Origin of the sequence: Clostridium sp. KLE 1755, from assembly GCF_000466465.2 — a bacterium.
GTDB classification, from domain to species: domain Bacteria; phylum Bacillota; class Clostridia; order Lachnospirales; family Lachnospiraceae; genus Eisenbergiella; species Eisenbergiella porci.
In genome coordinates this window covers 5,131-17,264 of the sequence record NZ_KE992727.1, presented here as the reverse complement: position 1 = coordinate 17,264, position 12,134 = coordinate 5,131, and the positions used below count along the sequence as shown (strand labels likewise).

The following is a 12,134-nucleotide window of genomic DNA, read 5'->3' as shown; positions in this document are numbered from 1 at the left end:
CCCCCCCCCGCTACAACAGAACCTGCCCCTATAATAGAATTTCTTCCTATATGTGAGCCCTTTAGAATATAGCTTCCTCCGCCAACAAACACTCCATCTTCAATAACCACGGGGTTTGCTCTGATTTTTGAATTATCTTTTTCAATTCCATACCGATACACTGCTTCTAACGGATGAAAATCGGTATCATAAATTTTAACTCCAGCCCCTATTAATACATTATTTCCTATTTTCACTGAATTGGCGGCCGTAATGGAGCAGTTGGAAATACCCGTATAATCTCCTATTGTCAACAACCCTCCGGCCATAATTTGAAAATTGGTTCTTTCACCGCCACCGATAGGGTTTGCCCAGTTAGCAGAATTTATCCTTACATTATCTCCAATCTTTATCTTCCCACAATTGGAGATATAAACATTACCCCGCACTACACAATTTTTTCCGACCTTAATATCACCATGCGTATAAAATAATGCCTTGGCTTTCATCGTGCATAGTTTTTCTCTTGTTTTACCAATTCTTCTATGCAAACCTATGTATAGACTCACCTTTTTACTCCTATTCTCAAGATACTTTTGTTATTCGTACTATACAAATCAACGGAAGCACCCGCCAATGCGATTGTGCTCCAAAATCCATAGGATCCAATTTGCGTCTCTGCAATGCCAATAATTCCATATACAAGAATTACTGCGCATAATATCTGTTTTTTTTCATTGTCATTCTCACACATACTATAGTTAAAACTAGTATTAACCAAACAAATGAATGCACAAAAAAGAATAATTCCACCTTCTAATAAAAAGGCCAATAACATATTATGAGGTGCATAGTTGGTGCCGTTTATAGGAACCACATAAAATGAATTTTTTGTACCATATCCCCATATCGGACTCTGCAATATCATTTGAATAGCTTTGTCCCAAATAAAAATTCTTCCAGTTAATGTCAGGTCTTTGTGCAGAAAACCGACAATAAAATTCATAAAATAGTCTTGAATTTGTACCACTACGACAAGAATATGCGCAATTAGGACTGATACACTGGTAATATTCCATGAGAGAATAGCTTTTTTCTTTACTAGTAATATTATTGTAAAAATATCCAAAAAAAGGACTCCCACAATAGATGTTGCGCTCCAAATTAAAAATACATTTGCATTAATTACAAATAAACATACTACCAATGCCTTCTTTCCAATTTTGTTATTACAAAAGCAAAGTAAACAAGACATCCAGAGTGGCATTATGTAGTACATAAATCCGTTGTCGTTTGATAAAAAATTAATTCTCTGATACTCATTCCATCTCCAACCCATATCAGTTGTATGTATTGCAGTATTTAAAGTATAGACACCATCTGGATATATAATTATGCAAATCAAATTTACTGTCAACAAAACAGCCAATAGCACAATCACGGCTTTTAAAGCTTTGTACTGCCATTTATGTACAACTGTTCGAAAATAACAGGCAATCCCTAAAATCGCAACAACAAAGTAAAATGCCGCATCAAGTTTAATCGAAAACGTAATTAACGAAGTTACAATATATGCGAATATATATATCAATGTTGCGAAAATATTTCTGTTCATTCGACCGTTTTTGTTATAGAAATAATAAAAAATCGCAATCAATGATACTATTGTCCTATAGTAATAAAATGCAAATTCCACATTAAATGGTGCATGCAAAGTATATCTTAAAGACAATGGTTCAAAAAAAGGAAACAGAAATAAAACTGTTATTATGTATGGATTCCACCTTGGAATTCTTATTGTCATCATCTACACCCTATTCATTTTCATTAGTAGTACGCCAAAATAGAGATAGCTCTTATTGTTGTCCTCAGTTAACTTCCGAAATACAAGCAAGATTAGCTTCTTTACTGTACAAGTTTATCCAACAATCATCTCCGGGTATCTTTGTTTTCACCATGGTGCACCTGCCCCGTTACCAATTCGATAATATTTGCTTCCCATAGAGCGACCACCTCATCAACACCGAATTTTTTTACGGTAAGCATGGCATTTTCACCCATCCGCTTTCGGGTGTTAAAGTTGGAAGCCAGCTCAATCACAGCGTTTTCAAAACCATATGTATCATTCGGATTCAACAAATAACCATTCTCTCCGTCATTCACTAAATCACGCAAACCTTCATGGCAAAGTCTAGATACTGATGGTAAGCCAACGGCCATAGCCTCACTTAGCGCATTCGGAAAGCCCTCATAATCCGATGACATTAAATAAATATCAGCATCGGAAAGAATTTTATGTGGTTCAGCTGCATATCCCATCAAGGAAACTGCATCTCCTAAATCCAGTTTTTCAATATAGGCGTGTAATTCGTTTTCTTGATTTCCTGATCCATAAATTCGAAGTTGCAAATTGGGGCATTCACTCTTAAGCCTTTCAAAGCGATCTATCAGCCAGAAAAAGTTTTTCTGTTTGTTGAGACGCCCCAGCGAAACTGCAACAATTTTATCATGTTCACAATGAACTTTTTTCTCAACCGGTTGCAAAATAGGATTGGCAATAATCGAGACCTTCTGATCAAATTTCCCATTGCAAAGTGATCTAAAATTACTGCACTGAACTACAATCTTATCTGCATATTTGTACGTATGATTACGCAGAAATTCCCAATATCCCTTTAATTTTTCTTTAGACGGATCATTTCTTTCTGAAATAATTATTGGAACTTTCTTTTTGCCTAACGAATGATTGGCCATACAGCAAAGTGTATTCAACTCACTTAAAAAAGAAATTATACAGTCTGGTTTTATATCCAGTATCAACTTTCGAATAAATCTAACTGATTTATAAACCTTATCCACTGGGGTTTTTCCATGTGCGTATTTACCAAGGGGATAATCATAAATTTTAACCCCTGAAAGATCATATTTAGGCTCAACAATTTTACCGTTTAGAAGGACAAGTGAAACTTTGTGCCCATGATCATTAAATTCTCTAGCTAAAATTTGCATTACATTCCCGGCACCGCCTCCGAATGCATCTACAACCAACATAAGTTTCATGCCAATCCTCCCTAATCTTCACAAAATAATTTAGCATATCCCTCTGCACACTTTTTATCGCTAAAATTCACAGATTCAATTAATGCGTTTTTAGACATATCTCTTCTAAGATTTTCATCTGCACAAAGTTGAAGCATTGCTTCAATAATTTGATTTTTATTATCAACATCACATATAATTCCTGTACGTGAATTGACCACATCTACTGTTCCACCTGCTTTTGTTGCAATTACAGGAAGTCCACAAGACATTGCTTCCAAGACAGACAGTGGCAATCCTTCATATTGAGAACACATCAAATAGATATGCGCTTTGTTTAATTCTTCTTGAACATTATCAACAACACCTTTTAAAATCACGCTTTCTTTCAGTTTTTGTCTCTCAATTTCAATTTCAACATTTTTCCTTAACGGTCCATCGCCAAGAAATATTAGTTCCGTATTAGAAAAAGACTTATGCACTTCTGCAAATGCCTGAATCATCAATGTGTGTCTTTTAACTTCTTCCATTCTTCCCGTCGAAATAAAGGTGATTATTTTCTTATCACGTTCAGAATATGGGACAACACATTTAAATCGTTCAGTACTTATACCGTTATAGATGATAGGAATTCTATCTATAGACATTCCATAAAGATGAGCAATTGTTTTTGCGCAATAATCTGAGATAGCTACTGGAACAAATCTCCCAATTTTATAACAAGCATTTTCTATTTTTCGAAAAATACCCGTTGCCTCTTTTTCAGCCACGCTATGAACTGTATGGAAGTATTTTGCTTTCCTATATACAATTGATACCGGTAAAAAATATGCCAAGGCTAACAAATGTGTGTGGACAATGTCTGGTTTCATTTCAAACACTTTTTTTATCACAGTAAAGAAAGTCGGTATATGATAACCTTCCTTTTTACTTAAATAAACAGTATGCAAATTATTAAACTCAATTTTATGAGTAAAAATATTATCTTCCTTCTGGCACAAACTCATAATTGTTACATCAAATTCTGCCATGTTGTTTAATTCAATAGCTTCATCGATAGCCAGCTGTTGTCCTCCACCAGTTCGAAAATGAGGTAATACAATCAAAACTTTTTTCATTATCTTTCTCCATCTATCGCTTAATTTCTTTAAAACGATAACTTATATCCATACTTACTATTGTATTTGCTGGTACATTCTTTGTAACAATCGTCCCTGCTGCAATAACTGCACCGTCGCCTATTTTGACACCTTTTAATATTGTAACATTACTTCCAATCCACACATGGCTTCCTATCTCAATAGGTTTTGCAATAAATTGATTTCTGTTTTCTAAATCGTGATCGTGATCAAATATACAGACATTCGGACCAATTGTTGTATAATCTCCAACAGATATACCTGTGTGACAAACAATCAAACTGTTTCTATTCACATAAGTTTTATAACCAAGAGTCAATTTTCCACCCATACACTGAATTAATGAACCACGTTCCGCAATTACCCTTGGTCTCAATTCAATCTTGCCTCTTTTACCAACAATGATGCTTGCACCTGGAGACAATTTCTGTACTATAGCAAACCTGACTCTTCCTCTGTTAATCAAAAAAACTAGCGGTAATCGAACTAAATTATATATCACTCTAAAATACCATTGAAGGTTATACCACATATTTACATTCCCCCCTATATCTTTTCGTTACGGTTTGCACATCATCCTTTGTAAGAAGATTACCATGAATCAAAGACATTTACGTAAGTTCCATCTTTCACTAATTGTTCTAATTCCTAAGTATATCTGTATATACCTTCGACAATTTACATGGTATAACATCCTGTGAATAATATTTCCGAACCGTATCAACATTTCGTTTCGAAGCTTTTTCTCTAAATTTAACATTATCGATTTGCAGCAATGCTTCTCGAACTTTTTCTGGTGATTTGATTGGTACAATAATCCCGCCATCATCCCCCAGCATATCTTTGTTCGCTGCCCAATCAGTTGCGATACAGGGCAATCCATACGCCATTGCTTCAGTTAATGCGATTGAAAAGCCTTCATTTAGCATATAAGATAAAAAGAGAAATACATCTGCCTCTTCATATTCTTTTCGAAGGTCTTCTCCCGTTTTAGTCCCAAGTAATTTCACATTAGAAGGCAAATCAATTGTCTTATATTCCTCAGAAATGTGTCCAACCATTCTAAACTGCACTTCTGGAAATGTTTTTGCCACCTCAATAATTGTACGGCAACCTTTTTTATCAATCACTCCACCAACAAATAAAGCACATTTTACACGATCATTTATCTTCTTATCCTTTTGTCTAATTAGATTGTTATTTACAAAATTAGGCACCAGAAAACATTTTGACTTTGTATTTTTCTCCACGAATTCCCGTGATGCTTTATTTAAAACAATAATATTTCCGGATAACCTACACAACAACTTGAAAACCATAAATTGCATTTTTTTTTGGACTATTTGTGGAACCGTACAATGGAAATGTACAACAGTTTTCCTGTGCATACATTTAGTTATGACCGCTGTAACACATTCTCTGGTCATACTGGTTAAGTTGGCTGGTATATTTACATGAACAATTTTGATTTCTTTGTCTTCAGACAATCTATTAATTATTCCAATCCAAATTTTTAAGCACCGCTTTATTTCATATCCCCAATTTCTGCTTACATTAATATGTCCATATACCTCGTTCTGCTCAAAATTAGTTCGAAAATTTTCCAGTTTCCATCCATCAAGGAACTCACATTGCGACATTGAAATCGCCCATGAAGCAATTCCTCCTACTGGAGGCGGAAGTGGTGCTACTAAAAGCACCTTTTTAGTAATATTGTTCATATTTGTTCAAACTCCTCATCATTTTACTGATTCATCAAAACACTTGAAAGATACTCTTTAGAAAAATCTATTTTTTTCTGAAGCATATCTCTTGCGATGGTATAATCCACACGCTCAAATCCTATATTATCCGAAGTTACAATACAATCATTTAAGCCAATATCCGTTAATAAATCAACTACACGGGAGCCAGTTGTATTATGCGGAATAACGCACAAATTTTTTTTGAATATTACAGAAAATGCAGTTGCATGAAAGGAGGAACCTATAACTAACTCAGCGTAACGAATATAATTTATAAAATCAATTGGGTCTGCATCTTTTACCACTACATCTACACCTGCAAAATAAAATAGAGAATAAACCTTGTAACCTAATTCCTTTTTTGCTTTTTTTACAACATATGTAAGGTTCTTTGTAATCTGTGTTGGATATACGAAAATATATTTTTCTTTCACAAGCTGTTTCTCACAAAACCTCTCCCAACGTTCTTTCGGTAACAAGAATACCGGATCTAATGTTTGAGGACAATCGAAGCCTGCTATTTCTTTAGCTATTGCTACTCCTGATTTTTCTCTAATTGAAATATTATCAAATCTACTCAGCCCTTTTTTTACCCCATCAATATACTCCGATGGCAATTTTGAGAGTCCAAAACTTGCTGAATATGCTATTTTCTTTCTATCATCATGAACAAATGATAAGAAAAATTCATCCACTATGCCTTTATGAACATTCCATATCTGATCACTTCCTGCAACAAAAGTATCAAATTGATTATTCAATTCATCCATCATTTCAGCACTTTTATAACATTTTTCCGTAAATTTCAGATAATTCTTTCTAAATATATTGATTTTATCTATTTTCTTTTTACATTTTCCGAAAAAGATAATATCGCTAAACCCATCTAAAATACCCTTTATAGTTTCAAACGGACAGTTGTCAAAATTTTTGAATTGAATAATTTTCGTATTATATCCCAATTCCATAATATATTGCTGCAAAGCATACGCTTGTAATAATGCACCAAGATTTTGACTATATCCAAATGTAATAGTTGCAACATTTCTCATTTTAAATCCCTCTGTTCTGTCATTTTATTTCCGTTTTTTTCACATTCATACATTTTTGCATCGACTAGGTAACGATACCAATAAGCCTGCAAGAATGTATAAATCTTCCCTTCCGTCCCATCAAGGAAGCCCAATCTTAAATAGTAGCGATAGATAAAATACAAATGCGCTCTATAAAATTTAGGCAGACTATAATAACCATGATTTTTTATTAAACGTTTTACTTTAGCTTGAACAGACGTAGCGGTTTCACTTACAGATTTTTCTGCATTTCCCCCATTCTCCTTCATCTGCTGATCGAACACTTCTCTATTAGAATACCAATTATGTTTACCAATCCACCACTCTAAACTTTTATTGTTATCATCACTGAAATCATGTTTAAATTGTACTGTTTGGCCATCCGTAATTATCAAATGTTCATCCATCATCTTCATTTCAGACATCCCATGTCCAACACGAAAGATACGCAAGAGAAGCTCTGGGTACTTACCACCATGCTTTAACCAACGCCCCATAAAATAAACTCGACGGCGGAGAATTACGCCATTAACAATTGGTGGTAAATTATCTAACTTTTCATCAATTTCTTGTGATAACTCAAATGTAAATTCCTCATCAGCGTCCACTTTAGCAACCCACATTGTGTTCAAGTCGATATTTTCCAGTGCCCAGTTAAACTGAGCTGCATGGTTTTCAAATATATGTTCATACACATCTACTCCGAGTGATTTTGCCAAACCGACCGTATTATCTGTGCTATAACTATCAATAATTACCACTCTCTTTGCAATACCACGGAATGACTCTATGCACTTTTTCAGGTTTTGTTCCTCATTCTTTGTGAGAATAATAATTGTTAAATCAACCATAGATTTTTCTCCTTTTGGCCGGTTCATTTTGTGACTTTATATAGATGTAAGTCCATTAGAATTTTCTTAATTCGATACTTCACAACCCAAGTCCAACTTTTACCTGCGTACTTTTTTGCTATATACTCAAATCCATTTTGCTGATAATCAGCCCAAAATAAATCTCTGTTTGCTGGTTCCTTAAATGGCTCCTTCAATGGTGGTTGCATACTTTTATTGATATCAGTCTCAATTGCTTCTATTGTACTTTGGTGCTTTGCCAATTCCAATACATCGTTTCCTTTATGCGTATTGACAAGCACAAGTGAAACTCCTTTATTATCACTAAATCCTGGTAAAGCTTTGTCAATTCCCCAATAATCCGCTATAGTTAAATCACCTGGGTGCATAAGTCCTTTATAAGGACACACATAACAAACAGGTCTTAGTATTTTATGCTGATAGAATAGCATTGTGTACAGGCAAGAATCTTTTTTTCTTCCACCATCTGTTGTAATGGTTTCCACGTGTCCCGCCCAACCATATGATTTTTTATTTCTAAAATCCACATTGGTTATTGGCTTCTTCATTTTACTGGACTGATATTTAATATAATCACGAAAAACTTTTGGGCTAGGAACTCCATGACAAACAATATCCATACACAGTAAATTCTTATATTCTATTCCCAAATATGATTTTAATGCCGCCACTTGACACGATGTACCGCTATACAATACTTCGCGCCCTTTAATTAAGTCTTTTTTTACGTTTTCATAAATTGTTTTATCTGTAACGGATTGAACATATTTTGATCCTCTCATGGAATTACGTTCTGTCTGGGACATGCATCTGATATGTTTGACTTCCAAACTTTCTGTTAATTTTGCACCGTAAATGACACCACCTTTTTCAAGGACAATGTCAGATATTGCAGTAAAAATCCCACCCGATCTGCTAGCAGACCTAACTCCGGTATCCTTGTGTTTTACAGCATAACATTTAATAAATTCATTGCCCTTTTCACGCTTCACAATTGGACAATTTTTTTCACATTTATCGCAATGAATACATGTCGTAAAATTAATTTGGGGATATAAAAAGCCTTCCTCATCTTCTACCATTTCGATAGAACCAGTAGGACAAGAAGCAGCACATGCTTGACACCCACAACACTTATTTTTTTCTTTGCCCATATTTGAAACCATTTTAATCACAGCTTCCTAATCACTTTCTCTGTATTACCAGCTATTACGCAGTTGTCCTCAAACATACTGCTCTTCATTTTTCATAGAGAAAACTACTGTTAATTCAGCCTTTTTTCTCCACCAAAACTTTTTTAACCCATAGTGCAACACAACTGCCAGAACGACTGTTATTATCATGAATAACAATACCTTTCCAATTTTCTCTTCAACTGAACTCAATGTAAAGGCATGCACAAAGTAAATTTCATAAGAAATCGCTCCAGCAAACAACAAGAAACAATTATCGAACAGCCGACTACATCCCCTGCTCATCACAACAACACCTATTGCCAACGGAAGGACTGTAAGTAAAGACAAAGTGTTGCATACCAAATATTGTAAACTCTTAATCGTCTGGAGTTGTGTAATAGCCATAAAGAAGATACCTGTTATGCAGCCCCCATAATAAGAAGTGCCGATATCTTAGTTGAAAGCTTCTCTGTTACTTGTTCTTTATTATCCGCCATCCAAATTCCTATTGGAAAACAAAACATCTGCCTTGCCCGCAAAAAAGGCATATCAGGATTTGCAAAGAACACACTGTCTAATACAAACCAAATACCAAACACAATGAAAATTGTCGCCGAACTTTTGGGGAAAATCAATTTCTTCGTGACATAAAATAAAATGTAGCAAACCACAATATATCCAATATACCATCCATAAGCTGTCGCCAGCTCAATCAACAACATGTCCTTAATAAATACGGAAATATCGAAATGTCCTGTTGCTATCAAACCAATCAGTTCAACGAACCAAAAAGGAATCAGAACCTTGATCAATCTCTTATTCCAAAAGTTTTTCAATGCATTCTGCTTGTAAGACATTTCCAATCCATAACCAGAAGTCATTAAAAAAATTACCACACCAATTCCCGCTATAAATTGAATACCACCTACGCCTAACCCCGCACCTACATGTGCCCACACAATCGTAAGAATAGAAAATCCTTTTAATACTGTCGTGCTTTTCTGGTCAAACCATTCTGACGATACTTTTTTATAAAAACCCAGCAGATAAAGCACTAATAAAAGCAGTGAAAAAACTAAAAATATTTTCATCTCAGTCTCCTAATCACTTTTGCTGGATTTCCAGTAATCACACAATTATCCTCAAACTTACCACTAACCACTGCGCCAGCACCAACAACGCAACCATCCCCAAGAACAGTTCCCTTCAGGATAATAGTATTGCAACCAATAAAGCAGTTCTTACCGATATGTATCTCTCGGCTTGGTATCAGATCACTGTCTCCACCGTGGATATCCTGCAGAAGCTTCAATCTATCCTCGGTATCAATAGGGTGAAAATCATTGTCAAGAATTTTACAGTTGCCACCAATACATGTGTTTTCACCAATATAAATGCCCTTTCTGGCATAAATGGTTGCTCCTGAAATGCCGACATTGTCACCAATTACAATTTCAGCTTCTGGAACTCTTGTCACAATAATTGTCCGGCTGTAAAGCCCAACCAGATTGGAAAGGAAACTGCTCTTAACCGTTACATTATCGCCAATTCTAAGTTCGGCACCGCCTTTATTAAAGATAACCGGTACACCTTTCAGCAACAGGTTCTTTCCATATTCAACTTTTGCAGCTTTCATTAGTACCTTGAACCAGTTACTGTTCATCCTGTTCATCCTCCAAATCCATCAACAGCCGAGAATTTCTTCTGCGTACTTTTTAACGCTCTTTTCTCTCGTCATATTCTCAATCAAATTATCGTGTCCGCGCTGCCCCATTGCAGCAATATCGCCGTTTCCAACATTGTCAATAAACCACTGGATATTCTTTTCAATCTGCTCATAGTCCCCGGGATTACAGCAAAGACCGCCCTTGGTATCTTCGATCAAGCAGCGAACCTCGGAGCCTTCTTCCAGCACACCGATAATCGGTTTTCCAGCAGCAGCCAGACCATAATATTTGCTTGGACAGCTTACACCTTTGATACCCTTAGCATTTACGCACCAATGGACATCTCCAGCATTCAGGCTATAAATCAAATCTTCTTTGCCTTGGTAAGGAATGAATACCACATTGTCCATATTGTGGCTTTCCTTGTACATGATCAGCTTTTCCAAAACTGAACCAGCACCGACAAATGCAAACATAACTTCTCTGCCATCTGCCGTTTTTGTACCCGGCTTGAACTTTTCGATCACTTTCAGCAGGTTTTCAAGATCGTAATACAGACCGATATTTCCGCTGTACATGATGACGAACTTACTATCCAGTCCGTACTGTTTCTTAAAGCCTTCAACCTGTTCATTTCCAGCTTCCAAAGGATAGATTTCGGTTTCATCAATCCAGTTATTAATCAGAGCGGATTTCGGCTTCTTACCTTTGAAACGCCCATTCAGTGTGTCAATCAAATCACGACCAACCGTAATAACAAGATCGCTTCTCTTACAGCTGAACTTGTCAAACCACATCATCAAGTCCGTAACAATCTTATTCTTGCTATACCCAACAGCCAACACCTGCTCTGGGTTAAAATCCTGAATGTTATATATATACTTGGCGTGCTTCATCCATTTGCCCCAAACGCCGATAAGTCCACCGAGGATAGGCGGCTGGGAGATAGAAAACACATAATCCTGCTTGCCTACTTTGAAGGTGGCTGCCATCGCTCCAAAGAAATATCCGAGGATGTTTTTGATGCGGCTCATTTTATTTACCTTGCTGAACTCTGGAACGCGGATGCGCAAAACCTTTACGCCGTTGATATTCTCCTCGTAGTACTTCTGAGTTTTATATTCATCCTCAATCGTACCAAGATAGCTTGGCACAACACAAATTACCGTAATATCAAATGTATCCAGCATTCCTTCGGCGAGTTCTTTGAGAATCTGACCCGTAGATGCTGTGTCAGGCACATAGTAGTGCGCATAAATTAATAACCTATTTTTCTTCACTTATTTCAATGCCTTTCAACTTTATTTTGATTGACTAAGCATTTTCATCACTTCGTCTTTAAAGTTTTTCTTATAATTTTCCAAGTCATACTTAGGCGTATTTTGCAAACACTTCTCAGCATATGCATCTACTGTAGTGATAAAATGGGCTGGTACCCCCCCCCC

At 35.9% G+C, this 12,134-nt stretch carries 12 protein-coding genes and 1 pseudogene; all 13 read right to left on the bottom strand.

What is annotated here, in order from left to right; all coding sequences use genetic code 11:
- Nucleotides 1-548, bottom strand: a 548-nt coding sequence (locus HMPREF1548_RS16555) for an acyltransferase (RefSeq protein WP_157065700.1), incomplete at its 3' end; no start/stop codon positions are given.
- Nucleotides 545-1,786: an O-antigen ligase family protein gene (locus tag HMPREF1548_RS16550; protein WP_083493005.1), complete on the bottom strand. Its 1,242-nt coding sequence runs from the start codon at nt 1,784-1,786 to the stop codon at nt 545-547. The genes HMPREF1548_RS16555 and HMPREF1548_RS16550, both read right to left, overlap by 4 nt.
- A gap of 122 nt (nt 1,787-1,908) precedes the next feature.
- Nucleotides 1,909-3,039, bottom strand: coding sequence for a glycosyltransferase (locus tag HMPREF1548_RS16545; protein ID WP_021637501.1), 1,131 nt, complete (start codon nt 3,037-3,039; stop codon nt 1,909-1,911).
- 11 nt (nt 3,040-3,050) lie between these two features.
- On the bottom strand, nt 3,051-4,136 hold the full coding sequence (locus HMPREF1548_RS16540; protein ID WP_021637500.1) for a glycosyltransferase family 4 protein: 1,086 nt from the start codon (nt 4,134-4,136) through the stop codon (nt 3,051-3,053).
- 55 nt (nt 4,137-4,191) lie between these two features.
- Nucleotides 4,192-4,320, bottom strand: a pseudogene (locus HMPREF1548_RS31050) (DapH/DapD/GlmU-related protein); the annotation flags it as partial.
- Between the two features lie 478 nt (nt 4,321-4,798).
- Nucleotides 4,799-5,878 (bottom strand): glycosyltransferase family 4 protein, encoded by a 1,080-nt coding sequence (locus HMPREF1548_RS16530; protein ID WP_021637498.1) that lies wholly within the window; start codon nt 5,876-5,878, stop codon nt 4,799-4,801.
- A gap of 23 nt (nt 5,879-5,901) precedes the next feature.
- Entirely contained in the window at nt 5,902-6,954 is a 1,053-nt protein-coding gene (locus HMPREF1548_RS16525; protein ID WP_021637497.1) for a polysaccharide pyruvyl transferase family protein, read from the bottom strand.
- Entirely contained in the window at nt 6,951-7,826 is an 876-nt protein-coding gene (locus tag HMPREF1548_RS16520) for a glycosyltransferase family 2 protein (protein WP_035322552.1), read from the bottom strand. Before HMPREF1548_RS16520 ends, HMPREF1548_RS16525 begins: the two co-directional genes overlap by 4 nt.
- Before the next feature lie 23 nt (nt 7,827-7,849).
- Nucleotides 7,850-9,013, bottom strand: a complete 1,164-nt coding sequence (locus tag HMPREF1548_RS16515) for a Coenzyme F420 hydrogenase/dehydrogenase, beta subunit C-terminal domain (RefSeq protein WP_083493004.1) — start codon at nt 9,011-9,013, stop codon at nt 7,850-7,852.
- A gap of 57 nt (nt 9,014-9,070) precedes the next feature.
- Nucleotides 9,071-9,427 carry a hypothetical protein gene (locus tag HMPREF1548_RS16510; RefSeq protein WP_021637494.1) on the bottom strand — a complete coding sequence of 119 codons (357 nt, stop codon included), beginning with the start codon at nt 9,425-9,427 and terminating at the stop codon, nt 9,071-9,073.
- Between the two features lie 14 nt (nt 9,428-9,441).
- Nucleotides 9,442-10,113 (bottom strand): acyltransferase family protein, encoded by a 672-nt coding sequence (locus HMPREF1548_RS16505; protein ID WP_021637493.1) that lies wholly within the window; start codon nt 10,111-10,113, stop codon nt 9,442-9,444.
- On the bottom strand, nt 10,110-10,685 hold the full coding sequence (locus HMPREF1548_RS16500; protein WP_051358420.1) for an acyltransferase: 576 nt from the start codon (nt 10,683-10,685) through the stop codon (nt 10,110-10,112). Before HMPREF1548_RS16500 ends, HMPREF1548_RS16505 begins: the two co-directional genes overlap by 4 nt.
- A gap of 21 nt (nt 10,686-10,706) precedes the next feature.
- Nucleotides 10,707-11,969 carry a glycosyltransferase family 4 protein gene (locus HMPREF1548_RS16495; RefSeq protein ID WP_021637491.1) on the bottom strand — a complete coding sequence of 421 codons (1,263 nt, stop codon included), beginning with the start codon at nt 11,967-11,969 and terminating at the stop codon, nt 10,707-10,709.
- Between the last annotated feature and the right edge of the window lie 165 nt (nt 11,970-12,134).

Bases quoted from the DNA above. Each gene is read 5' to 3' on its own strand.
- HMPREF1548_RS16550 (WP_083493005.1), bottom strand. From the start codon at position 1,786: ATGATGACAATAAGAATTCCAAGGTGGAATCCATACATAATAACAGTT.
- HMPREF1548_RS16545 (WP_021637501.1), bottom strand. From the start codon at position 3,039: ATGAAACTTATGTTGGTTGTAGATGCATTCGGAGGCGGTGCCGGGAAT.
- HMPREF1548_RS16540 (WP_021637500.1), bottom strand. From the start codon at position 4,136: ATGAAAAAAGTTTTGATTGTATTACCTCATTTTCGAACTGGTGGAGGA.
- HMPREF1548_RS16530 (WP_021637498.1), bottom strand. From the start codon at position 5,878: ATGAACAATATTACTAAAAAGGTGCTTTTAGTAGCACCACTTCCGCCT.
- HMPREF1548_RS16525 (WP_021637497.1), bottom strand. From the start codon at position 6,954: ATGAGAAATGTTGCAACTATTACATTTGGATATAGTCAAAATCTTGGT.
- HMPREF1548_RS16520 (WP_035322552.1), bottom strand. From the start codon at position 7,826: ATGGTTGATTTAACAATTATTATTCTCACAAAGAATGAGGAACAAAAC.
- HMPREF1548_RS16515 (WP_083493004.1), bottom strand. From the start codon at position 9,013: ATGGTTTCAAATATGGGCAAAGAAAAAAATAAGTGTTGTGGGTGTCAA.
- HMPREF1548_RS16510 (WP_021637494.1), bottom strand. From the start codon at position 9,427: ATGGCTATTACACAACTCCAGACGATTAAGAGTTTACAATATTTGGTA.
- HMPREF1548_RS16505 (WP_021637493.1), bottom strand. From the start codon at position 10,113: ATGAAAATATTTTTAGTTTTTTCACTGCTTTTATTAGTGCTTTATCTG.
- HMPREF1548_RS16500 (WP_051358420.1), bottom strand. From the start codon at position 10,685: ATGAACAGTAACTGGTTCAAGGTACTAATGAAAGCTGCAAAAGTTGAA.